Annotated in this window: 12 protein-coding genes; 5 read left to right on the top strand and 7 right to left on the bottom strand. The window is 39.6% G+C overall.

Features of this window, described 5'->3' with window-relative positions; translation table 11 throughout:
• Positions 1–19: 19 nt before the first annotated feature.
• Positions 20–4096 (bottom strand): esterase-like activity of phytase family protein, encoded by a 4077-nt coding sequence (locus UYK_RS0100515; RefSeq protein ID WP_016870700.1) that lies wholly within the window; start codon positions 4094–4096, stop codon positions 20–22.
• A 1337-nt stretch (positions 4097–5433) separates the two neighbouring features.
• Here UYK_RS0100515 and UYK_RS26930 point away from each other — a divergent pair.
• Together UYK_RS26930 and UYK_RS0100500 are read left to right on the top strand one after the other, a co-directional pair.
• Positions 5434–5640: an alpha/beta hydrolase gene (locus UYK_RS26930; RefSeq protein ID WP_009459609.1), complete on the top strand. Its 207-nt coding sequence runs from the start codon at positions 5434–5436 to the stop codon at positions 5638–5640.
• A 366-nt stretch (positions 5641–6006) separates the two neighbouring features.
• Positions 6007–6372 (top strand): phage holin family protein, encoded by a 366-nt coding sequence (locus UYK_RS0100500; RefSeq protein WP_009459610.1) that lies wholly within the window; start codon positions 6007–6009, stop codon positions 6370–6372.
• 141 nt (positions 6373–6513) lie between these two features.
• Here the strand turns inward: UYK_RS0100500 and UYK_RS0100495 are convergent, their stop codons facing one another.
• Positions 6514–6774, bottom strand: coding sequence for a MoaD/ThiS family protein (locus UYK_RS0100495; RefSeq protein ID WP_009459612.1), 261 nt, complete (start codon positions 6772–6774; stop codon positions 6514–6516).
• 264 nt (positions 6775–7038) lie between these two features.
• Here UYK_RS0100495 and ftsE point away from each other — a divergent pair, with 264 nt between their 5' ends.
• Complete coding sequence (gene ftsE / locus UYK_RS0100490) at positions 7039–7788, top strand: cell division ATP-binding protein FtsE (protein WP_009459613.1); 750 nt, start codon at positions 7039–7041, stop codon at positions 7786–7788.
• Between the two features lie 31 nt (positions 7789–7819).
• Here ftsE and UYK_RS0100485 read toward each other — a convergent pair whose 3' ends face one another.
• Positions 7820–8587 carry a hypothetical protein gene (locus tag UYK_RS0100485; protein ID WP_009459614.1) on the bottom strand — a complete coding sequence of 256 codons (768 nt, stop codon included), beginning with the start codon at positions 8585–8587 and terminating at the stop codon, positions 7820–7822.
• Positions 8588–8765: 178 nt separating this feature from the next.
• On the bottom strand, positions 8766–9323 hold the full coding sequence (locus UYK_RS0100480) for a hypothetical protein (protein ID WP_235182293.1): 558 nt from the start codon (positions 9321–9323) through the stop codon (positions 8766–8768).
• 670 nt (positions 9324–9993) lie between these two features.
• Here UYK_RS0100480 and UYK_RS0100475 point away from each other — a divergent pair.
• Positions 9994–10914 carry an alpha/beta fold hydrolase gene (locus UYK_RS0100475; protein WP_009459616.1) on the top strand — a complete coding sequence of 307 codons (921 nt, stop codon included), beginning with the start codon at positions 9994–9996 and terminating at the stop codon, positions 10912–10914.
• Positions 10915–11035: 121 nt separating this feature from the next.
• Here UYK_RS0100475 and UYK_RS0100470 read toward each other — a convergent pair whose 3' ends face one another.
• Positions 11036–11572: a DUF4330 domain-containing protein gene (locus UYK_RS0100470; RefSeq protein ID WP_009459617.1), complete on the bottom strand. Its 537-nt coding sequence runs from the start codon at positions 11570–11572 to the stop codon at positions 11036–11038.
• 358 nt (positions 11573–11930) lie between these two features.
• Between UYK_RS0100470 and UYK_RS0100465 the strand changes: the two genes are divergently transcribed.
• Positions 11931–12791, top strand: coding sequence for a M48 family metallopeptidase (locus UYK_RS0100465; protein ID WP_009459618.1), 861 nt, complete (start codon positions 11931–11933; stop codon positions 12789–12791).
• Between the two features lie 115 nt (positions 12792–12906).
• Here the strand turns inward: UYK_RS0100465 and UYK_RS0100460 are convergent, their stop codons facing one another.
• Together UYK_RS0100460 and UYK_RS0100455 are read right to left on the bottom strand one after the other, a co-directional pair.
• On the bottom strand, positions 12907–13665 hold the full coding sequence (locus UYK_RS0100460) for a metallophosphoesterase family protein (RefSeq protein ID WP_009459620.1): 759 nt from the start codon (positions 13663–13665) through the stop codon (positions 12907–12909).
• 420 nt (positions 13666–14085) lie between these two features.
• Positions 14086–17211, bottom strand: coding sequence for a plasmid replication protein, CyRepA1 family (locus UYK_RS0100455; RefSeq protein ID WP_009459623.1), 3126 nt, complete (start codon positions 17209–17211; stop codon positions 14086–14088).
• Positions 17212–17229 lie beyond the last annotated feature (18 nt).

The raw sequence follows: 17229 nt of genomic DNA, 5'->3' as shown, positions 1-17229 counted from the left end.
GTCCCCCTATTCCCTCTTCTTAAGCAAAAGCAAAGTTTGCCTGAGTCAGATTATTAGCTTGAATTCCCAGTAACACAGCCACATCTTGTCCATAAACACCCACGATGGTGTTATCACCTTCTTGGCGAGTTGTCCAATCGCTACCGAGAGAGTCATAGTCAAAACTGACGTTAGCAAAGCCAATCACATCTTCTTCTCCACTGTTGAAGTCCGTGATTATATTCGGCTTTGCTGGCAAGTCTGTTTCATCGGTAACAATCCAAAACTGATCGGCTCCTTTAGCGCCAGTCACGATGTTTTCGCCTCCGCCGATACCAAGATATAACTCATCGTTACCGGAACCAGCGTTTATGCTATTTTTTGTACCAGCTAATACGATGTCATCACCGTTACCAGTATTAATTTGGTTGCCTCTACCAAATCCACTGACATCAACGATGTCATCACCATCTCCGGTAAAGAGGATTTGATTATCTCCAAAGAATAAGTCTGGATAAAGATCAGCATTATCGCAATAGGGATCGTAGAGATAATCATCGAAATAATCATCTTCTGATGTACCGTAGATGATTGACTTAGGTGTTCCTAGCCGAGAATCGAGGTTGAGGGGAGTGGACAATTCAACCTTGATAAATTCATTGTTATCTGGTTCTGAAGGATTGCGGATGGCGTTGAATGGATAGTTGTTGTCGTTGGCAAGCAAGACAGTATTTTCATCCAGAATCAGGATATCTTCAATGGTGAGGAAGGGGAAAGTAAAGGTGTTACTACCATCGCCATTGAGGTCGTTAGGATCGGCAATGTTGAGTAAATCAATGACTTCCTCTTTGTAGAGATAGCCTTGTTCATTGGTTCGGGAAATATCGACTTTGAAGACTTTTTTGAATTCTGCTTCTGCTCCCGATTTTTCATCTCGTTCGATGATCAAGAATTCGGTGTCGTTGATTGGGGTAGCATCGCCGATCGCATGGCTTGGATCATCTACTTGATAGTAACCAACTAAATCATCCCTAAAGGATTTTGTCGCAACGTCAAATTCATAAACACGTCGGGAGTCGGTAGGATCACCAGCAACATATCCTTCTAGTATCGGGTAGAGGGTTTGGCGATCTGGGCTGTAACTCATGGCTTCAAAACCACGGGATCTAGCCAGATTCGCGATCGCTTCGTCTTCTTCTACTCCTGGGTTTTGGGGAGAAGCAACATCATCGGCGGTGATTTTGTCTCTTGCTGCTATCCCATCATCGACAAAATCGCTGAAGTAGCCGTCTACTCCTAAGCGGATAAACTGCTCGTACTCTAGTTCTGGGTTGCCCTTATAGTCGGGTGAAAGGTAAAATTTATCACTGCGGAAAGTGTAGGGATGCACCAACAAGCCTGCTTGGTGAGCATCGTACACTAGGGTAGTTGGTTCCTGTAGGTAGCGATCTGCATCACTGATTTGACCATCGCCGTTGATGTCGTCTGGTTGACCGTCACCATTCTCATCGACGGTCTTTGCTGGTACAATCAGCCTTTTGCTGGGGCCGATTCCTTTAGCATAGCTGGCAATTTCTGTCAATCCTTCGGGAGTAATTAGGTCGGCGTAGGTTTTATCAATTCCCTCATACACATAATCGTAGGGAGCGCCGCTACTATCTATTAACTGCACCAAGGGAATATCCACCCCAGCATTGGGCATGATTTCGTTTTTGAGTTCTTTGAGATTGGAGACTTCAAAGGACTGAATGAAAATGCGGTCAGGATCGATGAAATCGTTGGCAACTAGGGTATCAATTAAAATTTGTGAGGTATTGTAATTGATGGGAGTGCCATCTAAAAATTTACCTTCCTTAGCAAAGTAGGTGGGGTGTTTGGTTTCAGGATAGATACCAAGTTTTACGCCTGTTGCGGCTTCGTAGTCTTTGATGAAGTTAATGTATTCTTCCAGTGTGGGGATTTGGAAGTAGCCATCATACTTCGCACTCTCAGGGCGGATATCTGGAATACGCTCAACTGCCCGCAGTTCTTTAATTTCAGCCAGGGTGAAGTCTTCGGCAAACCAGCCTGTGATACTGTCTCCATCTAAAACTTTGGTAGTCAGGCGATCAGCAAACTTCGCAAAATTCGCGACGTTAGTTGTCGCTTCACTGATAACGGGTTTGCCGTTTTCGTCGTAAACAATATTGCCGTTCTCATCGGTCTCTACTGCTGCTAATACAGGTTCGTGACGGACGATTAAAACTCCATCTTTGGTGACAACTAGGTCTGGTTCTAGGAAATCTGCTCCCAATTCCGCACCCAAGTTGTTAGAGGCAATCAAATCTCCGCCTAAATCACCAATCGTATGTTCTGGACGAATGCCAGGCGTACCACCCCGATGACCAATGACGATAGGGTCTTGGCCGTTGAGGGTATTGAGCGGGAAAATATTTGGGGTGGAAATAGGGGCATCTATGAGGACGCCGTTACTGTCAAAATGCAATAGATAGGGACCAAATTCTTCACCAATCCAAATTGTGCCGTCTTTCCCCAGAACAATAGATTCAGGGTCGAAGTCAGTTCCTGTCAAGAAGCGGTCTGTTGTGGTTTCGTTGACAATTTGCCAAGGAATTAGGTTGTGAGGGTCCGATAGTTGGATGTAGTCAGTCCACTCGGCGTCACCACTACCATTGTCTGCGGTTTTAAAATCTGGATCGATTTTATAGATCCGCAGTAGATAATCAGCACTATTGGTCTGACTACCAAAGCCGTTATCTGACAAAAACCAGTAGCTATCTGAATCGGCAAACTGCACACCGCTGAAACCTTGTACAGGTTGTCCTGGAAATGGCCCTGTACGCCCGTTACTAGAAATGGGTTTGCCATTGCCATCATTTTGACCAGATGGCGGGCCTTCGGCATAGGTATCAGCAGGTAAGGAAGAAAATCCAACTAAAGAGGGTTGTTTCATAGTCAAATCTGTCCATACTAAACTGTGATCTGAAGAAGGTGTGGTAGTTACATCCTGGCGATCGCCTACCAGTGGATACAGTGGATCTTTTGTGGTAGGCCAGAATACTTGAGAGGAGTGAATTTTTAATTTCTGAGACGGTAGAACATAGTCCACGCGGAGATTTCCTGGATTATTATCATTGAAATCTGCTGTGTCATAGGCTGGATCGCTGATATGAGTGGTGTTCTTGCCACCATCCAAAAGAGCTTGTTCAGAACCACCCTCACTACTTGGTGTGACACTGGTATTTACACGGGGATTTTCTAATATCTGCCGAATTGCATAGTTGTAACTGTCCCCATCATTAGGATCAGCGTTTTGGTCGCCCAGAATTACGAAGGCTGCTTGTTCTGTCAGTCCACCGTAGTTACCGTTGTCATCATAGATATAATTGCCTGCTCTAGGAGTGATATAGTCTGACCAAAAGCGAATCTCGTCATGATTGCGCTTGCCATTACGATCTTCTGCACCATCGAATACAGGAGGTGTAGGATGACTCACCAAAGCGTGAATTATTTGCCCATTCACCTCGATTGGCACATCCCAATGACTTTTGGAAGATAGCCGTAAAACTTCTTGCTCTTGTTGAGAATACCAGGGAGTATCAGAATTAGGGAGAGTGATCGTTGACAATAAAGAATCGGGCATATCCTTCCACAGAAAATTCTGGAAAGTACGCACATTCTCTGTGTCAATTGGATATTTGGACAGTAATAGCATTCCAAACTGTCCAGGAAAATTGCCGAAACCAAAAGCATCGTCCCCGTATCCACTTTCTCCTGGTGTGGTTACAATCTTGCCATCATTGTTGAGGTCATAGCCAGAACTAATACCTGTATTGGAAGGAGCAATGTAGAAGTATGGATAGTCAACGGGATCTGCTCCATTTTGACTGACTTTTAGGTAGTTCTGCCGGAACCAATCAACTGCTTTGGTTGGGTCATCTGCATAATAATCAAATTCTTGGACACTGATGACATCTGGATTCGTGCGTTGAATGATCTCAGCAATGGCTTTGGCTTGAGAATTGTCTGGCGTAGATAAATCTTCAATTAGCCGCCCTTCCGTACCCCGGTTTAAGGAAGCGTTGAATTGGGCAAAGCGAATTGTGTCTTGTGTCATGGTAAATGCATCCGTAACTTTAATATGACCAAGTAATTGCGTATTTCTCAAATAAAAGTGAGGTATGGGAAAAGTTAAAGTGGGAGTTGCTGACAATCAATTTATAGTATCTATTTCCTCACTTTGCGAAGTAGCCATTGTTTGTGTACTTTGCATCTTTCGTCTACAAGTTAATCAATATTTTCTAAGCAAAAATCACTACTTATTCAAATTAGAAGACACAGACACAATTAAATACTTTCTCAGCAATCGTGCAAATCAGATGGTTATAAAATTTCCTCCCTTTTTCTATGTATTGTGTCTATTTTTAATAAACTAGCTCTGCAAAAACAAACAGAATATATAATTATATTTTGCTTACATATTCAAACAAAATTATCTATTGCCAACTAAACAAAAAATAGAAAATAGATAATTTTTCACTCTAAAGCTGTTCTTCTTAAAGAGCATAAATAAAAAGAGAGAACAAATGAGGAAAATTTGTTTAATAACACTTAATGGCTTATTGTAGTTTAAAATCGCAGACTTAAAGGATGATATATTTGCAGGTTAAGCTTTGAGCAAAAATTAGTTAACTTTTTGTTAATAACTGCTAATTAAATGATCAAGTACGTAAAGAGCGATCGCTTCTGTAAAAAAGCTAATACTTAAAATAGTATAATTCATTACTCAATATCTTTATAGAAGCCATATCTACTAGTTGCATTTTTATGGCAAAATCAGCTAGCTACGACCTAGCGTGTTTCTATGGCTTTCGATAACCTCTGAAATTACTTTCTGAGACCTAGCCAGACAGTTTTGCTACATGGCTACTTGGTGAGACATCAACCTCAGTCGAAGTCCTGAAAACTCAGCTAAGTATTGAACCAATCCGTGCTGATTCTGTCACATTTTTAAGTACACCAGGTCAAATTTTATATTTAGAATTTCAAGTCAAATTGGTTGCAGACACCACAACAATAGGAGGCGATCGCTATATTGATATTTATATACATAATAAGTAATAGCTTGGCGTAGAAATTTAGCCAAGCATATGACATCAATAATTATCAGCTGGGAGATGTAATTATTTATTAAAATATTTCTTTCTTATCAGAAAAATCTGTTCATCAAGAACAAAATAGATTTTAGTTATTTTTATAAAGTTATTGCTATTTTTACTACAGCCAAAGACTGAGTATTTATACCTGAATTTGTGATTACCTGCATAATTCTTCAGCAAATTCAAGATAACTTTGTAAGTCCCAAAGTCATGGGCAATGAATGCGTTATAAACTAGTCCAGTCATACTATTTTTAGCTCTATTTATTGGTGAGCGAGTAGCTGCTTTCCTGGGTGTGTTTCTATCGATTCCCATTGCGGGAATGATTGCTGCTTGGTGTAAAAATGGTTTTTATGCCATCCGCTCAGCCTTGGTACTAGCAGCAGCAGATCCAGAAGGATTAACTGGGTTAAGTTTTATACGTCACTTTCCCACAGATATTCAAATCAGTGTCAAAGATTTTTTAGAACTGTTGGATGAATTAAGTTATATTGCAGGCTAAAAACAGTTAGAAAAATTAGCGATCGCTATTAAGATCTGGTTGCAAACACTACTTTACTAACTTTTTGAACGAACTTACTTAACTGGCTTATCTGCTATTGCAACAATCACTTAAACGTGGAAAACTAGCACATATTGGTATTGATGCTCAACAAATCAGCGATCGCGAAGGTTCGATTCTCAAAAAATTGGAGTAAAAGTTACCATTAAAGGCTTAAAATACTAAAAAGTGATCAAAAACGGTTTCAAGACTAGTAATATAACAAGTCGCTCACAGAAGAATTGTGTTGATTTACATCCCTTCAATTGCGTCAAGGGGATTGACTAGATAACTGTTGTTAATCCAATTTTGTGCTGAGGTGTATCAATGGCTGGTTTTATTATTTCTGTTGTGGTAATTGCAATCAGTTTGTTAATTATCTCCAAACTACCTACTGGCGTTGAGATAGATAGTCCTTGGATTGCTCTGATTGCAGGAGCAATTATCGGTGCTTTCAATGGCTTTTGGAGTCTTTTCCCTGGTTGGTTTAGAACAACTAGCGCCGTGATCAGTCTGGGCTTAATTCCTTTGATTGGTAGCATAATTGTATTTGGTTTAGCAGCTTGGTTAGTAGAAGGATTCAGACTGCGATGGGGAATTGCTAGCGCGATTATTGGAGCGATCGCCCTGAGCATTATCAACTCCATTTTGTTTTTTATTCTGCGTCAGGTTGGTGTAGTGGCAGCCTTTTAAGTTAAAATCCAAAATTTAAAAGTTAAAAGAAATATCTAGAGTAGGTTTTTCTTTTTACTTTTATCTTTTTGCTTGAAAGCAACTCATGGGCGGCGTTGCAACCTACTACGAAGGAAACAACATCTCCTTTCTGCCTTATTCTCAACCACCACTAACAGGAGGAATTAACACTACCTCATCGCCGTCTTGCAAAATAGTATTTGGTTCAACAAATATCAAGTTAATTCCAAACCGGGTTACATCCCGCCATTGGCTTAGTTCAGGATGTTCGGCGATCAAGCGATCGCGCACTGCAACAACTGGTGTATTCTCGGGAAATTCCAGCACCAGTTCTGGCACTCCATAAGCCTCTTGGTAAGCAGCAAATAACTTGACAGTAATTTTAATTGTAGGTTTATACATAAAAGCGTAGCCAAAACAGTCTTTTGAAACTGGTCTTAACATTATCTCTTTTTATAGGGAGTAGTGAAATAACGGCGAATTTTCACGATATGCTACGCCCAGTCCAACGTGACTGTAAGGTTTTTGCATAACTGCTACTAATAAACAACGATCAACGACTAGCCATTAACTAAAAAAATTTCAGTATGGATAATGAGATTCCTGGGTAATATCTGGGAATCCTTATTTTATAAATGTTTAGTTAGTGGGTGTAAATAAATAGCAATGCCAACAGCAGTATCACCGAAACTGGTGTCTGATAAATCTACTTATGCTCAAGATAGCGATACTCAACAGCCTAATCATAGGCTTATGGTGGAATTGCGCTCAACTGCAAAAACATATCTCAATGGTCATAATGCTCTGTTAGATGTGAATTTGGCAGTAAAACAAGGTGAATTTCTATTTATTACAGGTCCTAGTGGTTCTGGTAAATCTACGCTGTTGAAACTACTGTATGGCGAAGAGTTACCAACACAAGGAGAGGTAATAGTTGATGGCTGTGATGTGGCTTGTTTAAGAGGCGATCGCTTATCATTGTTTCGGCGGCGGATTGGTATTGTGTTTCAAGACTATAAACTCATCCCTCAAAGAACAGTGGCAGAAAATGTAACTGTCGTACTGCAAGCACAAGGATATACCCGTAAGGAAATTCAACGGCGTTTAGAACCGACATTAAAGTTAGTAGGTTTGTTGAATAAAGCTGACTGTTTCCCGGAAAAACTATCTGGGGGAGAACAACAACGGGTAAGTATTGCTCGAGCAATTATCGCAACCCCACCATTGCTTTTAGCTGATGAACCAACTGGTAATCTTGATCCTGATAACTCCTGGCAAATAATGCAGATTTTTCAGAAGTTAAATTCCTTTGGAGCAACGGTAATTGTTACTACTCATGATGAGCAGCTAGTCCGACGGTGTGGTCATCGTGTGGTACAAGTCCATAACGGCAGACTACATCAAATTACAGAATAATGAGTGGTTGATTGTTCCAAACAACTAACAACTAACAATTAATCCGATTTTTGACTTTTGCTTTGGTAGGTATTTTAATTGCCATAGGACTTGATGAAAGTGTTTGCATTCGCTCCAATGCTTGCAAGCTATCAAAAGCTGCTTCTCGGATTGCTGTTTCTTCCTCATGACAGAGTAGGAGTCGCAAACATTCACCAATACTTCGTAAATCGGTAGTATTGATTCGATTGTTAGTGATTAATTTGGTGAGGAGACGTATAGCAATTAAACGCTTGAGGGGATCTTTTTCGGTGAGATTACTTAACAAATTATCTAACTGATTTTCATCTCGATTTCCGTAAGAGTTGACTATTTGCCATGTAATTAAAAATAAAGTCAACAGTGTGGTTAAACCTTGCAAAATCACACCAGCAGCAAGCCAATGACTATTGGAGTCTAACCAAATTACAACTGCCATGTACGTACTGAAACAGGTTATACCACCGCTCATTACAGCTAGAGCTAATCGACGATTAGGACTGTTTAAAAATTTTTTAATTTCAGACCATTGCAACTGCCAATGCCATGTTTGCATGGAATAAACAAACATCATTGTCCCAACACCCGCACTGCTGGCTAACAGCAGTTTCCAGTTCCACAACAGCATTGCAACCACTACAGTCAGGAACCCAAGAACGCCTCCTGGCCCTCGAAAACGTTCTAGAGCTAAATTTTTTGTGGCTCCTGACTTGAACTCTGGAAGCATCCAATCGAGGATCTGGTCAATCAATTGCTGCCAAGAAGACGAAGCCTGTGCCACGGTATCTACCTACTTGATTGTGAAAGTTTAATAAATAAGTAATAATACCAATTGGAAACAAGATTGCGACAGATGGATAGCTAAAAAGCTTACCCAGTAAATGTTTCACAATCTAAAACCAATTTAGGGTATAACCTCTATCAGAATACCTGAATTAGAGGTCTTGGCACAGATTTTATCACCGAGTTTTTATAGATTTGCTCTGAAAACAGAAACAGAAGTTATCAATAGTGAATTGACCATCAAAAGCGCAAAAAGTGACACTGTAAATATCATTAGCTGTTACAGAAAGTAAGGTATTGGGGGGAACGGCAGAATCGGAATTAGCTAGATTAGCTCCTGGTAGTACTGTTTGAGTCAACAGTTGGCGATCGCGATCATATGCGGAAAGTACCAAACGCTGTGAACTGGTGACAAAAGCACTCACAAATTGGACTGGTTGCAAAAAAGTCGCTTCTAAATATCCACCTTTTGGCGCTCCCATCATTACCATCAAACTAGAGTCAGTGGGAAATGCAGGATTTGAAGGCTGTATGGCGATACAATTGTCAAAAACTATACCCCATTTTTGATACTGATGCTTGATAACTTCAAAGCATTTTAAATCTTCTAAATTTAAATAAATACAGTTAGGTATAGCCATCTTTTCGGTGTCAAGTGCTGTATGCATTTGACAGTGGAAAGATGAATCTACCATTTGATTGTGAATATTTTGGATATCAAAGTTATCAAGCATTAATTTGTGGTCTTCAAACTTTAGTTGTTGATGAGATTGAAGACAAGCTTGCTTTAACATGACACCCCACCTAACCATTTTCTATAAAATCATCAAATTACTAACTATATAGACAAAAATTACCCTGACTAGACTGTACAAAGTCTTACTTTGATAACTAATTGATTGCACAGTTAAGCAGAAATTAAAGTTAATAGTTAGTTGCGATTTTGTTTACAAGTTTAACTGACACTCAAAGCTATCAGTATTGTTTCTGATAGATTACCATAAATAAGGGTTGAGGGTCTCACCCTTCAGTAATACCTGTTACTAGTATAAGTATCGTAATTATGATATTTTCAAGCAACAAAACCAGAAAAACCAGAAAAAAAATTACTGAATCTTCACAACTTAGGCAGTCTTTTTACATCTACTTCACCCGAAGCGTTGATCAGGAAAATTAATGATTGAATCTGTCTTTGGAGGTAGGTAGGGAGAGTGGGAGAGTGGGAGAGTGGGAGGTGGGGAGGTGGGGAACTCGGGGACCCCACGACCGACAGGGAATGGGGATTAGGGGAGGTGGGGGAGTAAGTAGTTTAAAGAATAGGTAACAACTAACCACTAACCACCAACCACCAATCAACAATCAACAACCAACAATCAACAACTAATGACTCCTGAGTAAAAATCTATGTTTATACCAATAGGATTTGAACAACGCTCTGTGACTACCTCTTTAGGCAGGATGGTTTACTACACTGCTACTGGTTTACCTTGGCAGGAGAATAAAGTTGCTAGCGAGGGATTAGAGACTCTAGTGTTCTTGCATGGATTTGGTGGAGGTTCTTCTGCATACGAGTGGTCAAAAGTTTATCCAGCATTTGCCAGTGAGTATCGCATTTTAGCCCCAGACTTGATAGGTTGGGGTCGATCTGAGCATCCCGCACGGAATTTCACAATTGAAGACTACTTGACAACGATTCGAGAGTTTTTGCAGCAGACTTGCACTCTCCCTGTGAAAGTAATTGCTTCATCTCTGACAGCAGCGTTTACTATTCGAGTTGCGATCGCTCATCCAGAATTATTCAAGTCTTTAATTCTTACCGTACCTTCCGGAATTTCTGACTTTGGACAAGATTACTCTCGCACTTTTTTTGCTCAACTCATCAGTATTCCTGTTGTTGATAGAATACTTTACACTACTGGAGTGGCGACAGAAAATGGTATTCGTAGCTTTTTAGAACAACGACAATTTGCTCGTCCTAACCGGATATATGAAGAAATTGTCCAAGCTTATCTGGAATCAGCCAAGCAACCCAACGCTGAATACGCTGCCCTATCTTTCGTACGCGGTGACTTGAGTTTTGATTTGTCACTTTACATTCAACAATTAACTATTCCGACCGCAATTATTTGGGGAAGAAAATCACAATTTACTAGTCCAGAAATTGGGTATCGTCTTGCTCAAATGAATCCGCAAGCAATTAAATTTTTCCAAGAATTGGAAGATGTGGGATTGACACCACAGTTAGAGCTGCCAGCAGTAACAATTGGTTTAATAAGAAAATTCTTACCTCTTTTAACTGAATCACCAACAGCAGTAACTAATTAAGAGTAACAATCTATAGTTAACTGCAAAATCCCCAACTTTTTTAAAAAAGTCGGGGATCTGGCCTTTGGCAACTCTTCAAAACTAATGAAACGGATCACTAGTCGTAAACGTAGTATCGGCACTAGGATTTATCTTTAATCCGCACATCAATCACGCTGGCATTGAAGTTGTAATTAAAGCCTTCCAACTCAAATGGCATTCCAATTTTGACTTTGCTGTTACCTAAAACAGGGCCATTTTCAGTGATTTGTGCTTTGCCTTCCAAAGTCAATAACATGTCTGTACTAAAACTGTTTGATTTGGGATCTGGCAATTCTTTCACAGTACCGTCTGGCTGGGGAACAAGTACAGTTCTGGGCAATGTTTGAATAGATTTGATATCTATTTTACCGTGAGGTTGATTACGAATAATCACGTTTGTCTTACCGCCTTTTTTAAATCCTTGGCTATATAACTGTTCGGGGTCACGCACATTTAATCCCCGAACAATCAAATCTACTTCAATAGGTACTGTTTTAGTTCCCACCTGGGCAATAGAACCAGTACTACCAGGGAAGAAAAAGATGCCAAATATAACTAGCAAAATTACCAGTCCAGCACCGATATCAAGGACATTAAATTTACCAAATAAACGACCTTTGGAATCTAAAATAGCCATAACTGCAATTTTCCTAAATCTAGTTTTTGACTTTTGAACACCAGGTGCTACAACAGAGAAAACTCTCCGAATTTGAAGTTACCTCATCCCCTCTCCTTAATAAGAAGAAGGGAAAGGGGTGGGATCTTTTCATGCTTGAGGATGAAATTTTCTCATTGGATTACCTCCTTATGTTTTGACATGCGACAGTTTATCATGACCGCTGTTTTTAGTTGCTGTTGCCAAAAAACATCGGTTAAAACTGAATTATAGTCAAGTCTGTAGTGAAATCTGCATTAGAAATTTTTCATGCAACTTGTTGTATCCTGCTTGCGTCGGTTACTTTTACGTTCTTCCTAAAGTCTTTTCAGACCGAATTATGAATAATAGGAAAAGCTTATCTATCTATTACAGTTTTTTTCGGCATCATTTGTTTTATCCGTTGATTTCGGTGCTAGTGGCGCTGAGTATTTGTTTGAGTAGCGCCTTACCATCCCAAGCTTTTGATTGGGTTCCTCTAATTTTTCAAGGAGTCCAAGCACTTCAGCTTTCTAACATGTCCGATCGCCAGGAAGTTGAAATTGGTAAACAAATCAATCAACAACTGCTAAACACTGATGTTCGATTGTACCGCGATGCCAATATTAACCGTTATGTGCAACAAATAGGTCAGCGATTGGTAGCCAATAGCGATCGCCCCAAGCTTCCTTTTACTTTCCAAGTAATTGACGATGATAGTATTAATGCTTTTGCCACTCTTGGCGGATTTGTATATTTAAATACTGGCTTAATAGAAGCTGCCGAAAATGAAGCGGAATTAGCAAGCGTCATGGCCCATGAAATTGGTCATATTGGCGGTAGACACCTCATCAAACAGATGCGCCAAAAGGCGATTGACGAAGGTTTGTTAACAGCAGCCGGGTTAGACCGCAGTAAAGTAGTACAAATTGGTTATCAGTTAGCCCGCAATCTGCCTGGTAGTCGTAAACACGAGTTTGATGCTGATAAAAGAGGATTAGCAACTTTGACACGTACTGGTTACAGTCAAACAGCAATGGTTTCCTTTATGCAAAAACTAGTCAAAAAAGGTTCTGTACCAGCATTTTTGAGTACTCACCCAGCGATAGGCGATCGCATTGATGCGATAAAAAAAGCAATCAATACTCAACCCAACAATGGTAACTATGGTTTAGACAGTTCTACATACAAGACTAATATCCAAGCTTTGCTTAGGTCTTGAAGTAATTTCAGATTTTTGGATTGTGGATTGGGGTTTTCTACCTCATCCAAATCTCACAACAATTTTTGGGTTTTAGATTTTGGATTTTGGATTAAAACCATAGCTTTACTCAAGATCAGGCCAAACACTTGCTACGGCGATTAACATGAAATTGTTTTGGGTTGACGGTGGTCACTATTTCTTCCAAAGCTGAGATACGAATGCAATTTTTGAGAACGTTTGCTTGATAAACTAAATTATTTGTAACATCCAATCCCGTTAACCAACCACTACGGGGATGATAAGCTCCAGTGTCTATATCTAACCATCCTTGTCCTTGAGCTAATTGTCCAGGGGGAACACCTGGTAGAGTACAAGTAATAGTATGACCGATAATCATTAACTTATCGGAGAAGTATGGTTCCTCAATACTATGAAATTCATCTCGCACCCAACAAAGTTGATTGGCAGTTTGTTCTGTTAGGGGAATGAAAGGGTTAACACCAGCATGAACTAACCAAATATCCCCTAAATCAATATATGTAGGCAAATTATCAAACCATTCCAGATGATCGTGGGGAATTGTAGCTTCTTCATAACTAGCTACTGTTGCCTGACCACCACTATATAGCCATGCTTGTACCGTAGGAGTAGGGATGCGTTTAGTGAGAATATTTAATAGCATTTGCTCGTGATTCCCTAATAAACATTGATAGGGACTATCTTTGACAAAATTAACTACCTGGGCGCTTTGTGGACCACGATCTATTAAGTCTCCTAAAAAGTAGACTTGATCGTCAGATGTGGGGGCGATCGCATCCAACAATCTCATTAAACCTTCGTAGTGACCATGCACATCCCCAATTACTATTCTTCGGTAACTAGTTACGCTCATCGGCTTGTTGTTTGACTAATTTTGCCTTTTGCTTTGCTGCTACAGTATAAACTGCATAAATTTCGTAAATTTAGTAAAAAACTTACATATATGTGATTTGTTCCGTTATTCCCACTTGTACTAGCGATATTTAAATTAGATGTAATAATCTTCCTTTAAGACTTTGTACAAAGAACCTCATCCTATGTGCAGATTCTACAAAGAAATTTAAATTTTAAATGAATGTATATGATAATCGCTTCAATTTAATGGTTGACCAGGGGGTAAAACCCCTTATGATACCGTTTCACTATAAGTTTGATTTAGGAGACAAGGAAGACAAGGGGGACGATGTGTATCAAGAATTTTGTAAAATGGTAAAGCCTGTTTCAGCCGTTCATTTAGTAGAAACTTTCAGGCTTTGCTATTTCCAACACAGCGTTACCTTTCGGCTTTCCTACAAAAGTTTACTAACCCCATAGGGAAATTTTCTTTAGTATGTGTAGATATGCGCCACAAAAGGTCTGTGCAATCAGAAGCATCTCTTATATTAGCTGACATCAGCTGGTCTCGTTGATGCCAAACTGCAAATATCCTCTCTCTACCATCATTGATGCTTGCTGAATTGATCTGGTAATTTTGACCAACTCGCTGTAACTTCAAACCTAGTAAATTCAATAATCTGCTCAAGATTTTGATTGCCGAAACGCGTTCTTTACCCTTCACTAAGTTGATACCAAGTGTTCTTTTAATATGTTGACTACACTGCACAGCAGTATTTTGCAACAACATTAAATCAGCATCGTGTTCACTAAATACTCGTTCTGGCTCTAAAAATTGTAGCATTCCTAAGGCTCTCATGGCTTCAACTTTGAGGGTGTATATTTTTAAATCTGGTAGAAAAACCTTGCCTTCACCCCAAAATAATTGTTGTTGCCATTCTTGCTGATCTCGTCGCCAAAAATATTCACTTTCATGAGTGAGATAATAGTGAGTTAACAATTGTCCATAATACCCTTGGTCATCTAGTAATTTAAGTTGGGGAGTAACTGCTATGCCGTATTTTTGCCTGAGAATATATTTATTAATTTGGTTGCGTTCCTCATCTGTTAGTGAATGTTTAGCTATTAGCTGCTCATACTCCACGTAATCAATATCTTTGGCGTTGGCAACAGCCGTTGCTGCTAATAATTGATTTTGTTGCTTAATTTCTTTAATTTTGCGTTTAATTTCTTTTGCTTTTTGACGACTTTGTGACCAGTCTTTTTGGACTTTGACAATTTCTATAATCAATCTTCTGCGAGTTGCCAAATCCTTAGGGTCAGTAGCTAAAAAGGCCAAACGTAAATCACGAATAATATTATTTTGGACAGCATTGCTCCGGATATGTATTTGATGACCATCGGCAATTAAACCATCTTTCATTGATTGACGGTAAAGGTTAATAGAAGCATTTACTCTTGCTGCTAACTTAGACCAAGTTCTTAAATGAATGGGGTCGTAAACTAATGGTAAATCTACATCAATTTTATGTAGAGGACTCAGTAAAGCTAAGTTTTCTTTTTGATTTTCTTGATACCAAGAAGATAGCAAGCGATAATTTGTACTACCACTACCAATTAGACCAATACCTCGCTTCGCACACCAAATAACTCGTGGGACATCATCTCTTACCCTGGCTAATGCTTGTCGTGCTTCTGAATCAGGAATTACCCCTTGAAAAATGCCATAAACACAGTCGAAATGCTGAACATCAATACTAATTCCAGTCCCCAAGCTGGGAGTGACAAAAACAGTATCGTATTCTGACACTTTTTGGTTAATAGATGTGATAAAATCAGCTGCTTCATGACCAGGAGTATTTGTTGTTAAGCTACTAACTACAAGAGTTTTAGCAAATCGCTTTTGCAGTTTTTGCAGTCGTTCTTTCAAGTAATCGGCGATTGTTTCACAACTGTAACGTCCGGAGCGACTATCAGTAGTGACATAGCATTTACGTCCCGCCATTAAATCTAATTCTAATTGGTGAATTAGTGGAGTTGGGTTAGGAGAATCATAAAAAGTAACGTCCCACCCCCGTTGCGGTTTCCATTGATTCACTACTACCCACGGTGTTAATTTAATTCCTGCTAATACTTGTAAATATTCTAAAGAAATATCAGATAAATCGGCATCTTGAGCAATGACTAATCCACCTGTTGTTAATATATTAGCAACTAATTGCTGAAATGATTTTAATAATTTAACTCGTTTTTCTTGACAAGTGTTACTGTTAAGCAGATGCCATAATGATTGTTCTACTTCATCTAAAATTAAGATAGCCCCCTGCCAATCTTCAGGATGCAGCTTCCATAAAGAATCTATACATAATCCTAGAGATGGGGTAGATTGATAGTGAGCATAAAAGCGATCGCTACGAACTAAGCTATCATTATTAACTCCCCAACTAATACCGATTTTTTCACATAAAAATCGACCAAGTTGAATTCTATGAGTAATCAATAAAACTGGTTGATTTCTAGTTTTTGCTTGTTGCACAACTGTCTGAAGTGCCGTGGTTTTACCTGTGCCTTTAGCAGATTTTATACCCACTAATCCAGAAGTGGGAAAAGGTATTTCTCCTAAATAGCGACTGTTTAGAGTCAGTGCTGGAGGAATAGTTAATTCAGTGTGGGGTTTTGTTTGAGCAAGATAAATTTCTAAATCAACGCTTTGGCGATATATTTTCTCAAAGGCGCTTGCACCTTTAGCAACGATAAACTCATCAACTCCTTTTTCTCTCCCTGGTAGTTCAATCACTTTTACAGAACAATCTTTGGTTTGCAATAAAAAACCAAGCTGGGAGATAGCGTTATTTACTGCGGCAATTTTATTAGGTTGAGTTTCAAAGTCAAAGCAAATATAAAATGTGCGTTTAGCGATCGCGATCGCCTTTAAGTCCGGTATCATTTGACGGCTGATAACTTTGCCAAATTCATCTTTAGTGACGCGATAACCGCTAGTAATTCCGGGGATACCGATAGCTGCATATCCTTGCGTTAACAGTGCAGCAGCTTTTTTGACGCCTTCACAGATAATGATTGGTAGATTTCTTGCCATCACCCACGGCCAAAAACCCACAGCTTCACCATTTTCGGCGATGCTGATATCTTCAGGCATGGCTTGATTATAACGTTGAGCGACTTGCTGCCACACACGAAGACTGACTCGCAAACAAAACACCCGCGTCGGTGTGCAGGGAGGATGTTCGTACTTAATAGATTTGCCTTTTTCATTTAGTCGCGGTTGATTTGGCTTGAAGCATCCCCATTCCATTGCTTTCCAGTTATTGAGAGGATCAAGCCCAGCACACCACCATCCACCAGCAGTCACATGGGCATATCGTTGTAACCAACTACTCTTCACCATCCCAATGTTCGTGCGTGGTATGTGTTCAGAAATTAACAGATAGTTATAGGCGGTTTCATCTTGCAGAGACTGAAAATTCAAAGTAGCTAAGTGTAAATCAATACCGCTGCTTTTGACTAATTCTTCTAGATGTTGGGGTTGTAGATAGTGCAAATGCATTAGTCAGGGCAAAATGGG

This window comes from Fischerella thermalis PCC 7521, from assembly GCF_000317225.1.
Classification (GTDB): Bacteria; Cyanobacteriota; Cyanobacteriia; order Cyanobacteriales; family Nostocaceae; genus Fischerella; species Fischerella thermalis.
The sequence above is the reverse complement of the archived record's forward strand: the minus strand, read 5'-3'. Positions and strand labels throughout refer to the sequence as shown.

Coding starts and splice junctions, on each gene's coding strand:
- UYK_RS0100515 (WP_016870700.1), bottom strand. CDS start 4,096: ATGACACAAGACACAATTCGCTTTGCCCAATTCAACGCTTCCTTAAAC.
- UYK_RS0100500 (WP_009459610.1), top strand. CDS start 6,007: ATGGCTGGTTTTATTATTTCTGTTGTGGTAATTGCAATCAGTTTGTTA.
- UYK_RS0100495 (WP_009459612.1), bottom strand. CDS start 6,774: ATGTATAAACCTACAATTAAAATTACTGTCAAGTTATTTGCTGCTTAC.
- ftsE (WP_009459613.1), top strand. CDS start 7,039: ATGCCAACAGCAGTATCACCGAAACTGGTGTCTGATAAATCTACTTAT.
- UYK_RS0100480 (WP_235182293.1), bottom strand. CDS start 9,323: ATGCTTGATAACTTTGATATCCAAAATATTCACAATCAAATGGTAGAT.
- UYK_RS0100475 (WP_009459616.1), top strand. CDS start 9,994: ATGTTTATACCAATAGGATTTGAACAACGCTCTGTGACTACCTCTTTA.
- UYK_RS0100470 (WP_009459617.1), bottom strand. CDS start 11,572: ATGGCTATTTTAGATTCCAAAGGTCGTTTATTTGGTAAATTTAATGTC.
- UYK_RS0100465 (WP_009459618.1), top strand. CDS start 11,931: ATGAATAATAGGAAAAGCTTATCTATCTATTACAGTTTTTTTCGGCAT.
- UYK_RS0100460 (WP_009459620.1), bottom strand. CDS start 13,665: ATGAGCGTAACTAGTTACCGAAGAATAGTAATTGGGGATGTGCATGGT.
- UYK_RS0100455 (WP_009459623.1), bottom strand. CDS start 17,211: ATGCATTTGCACTATCTACAACCCCAACATCTAGAAGAATTAGTCAAA.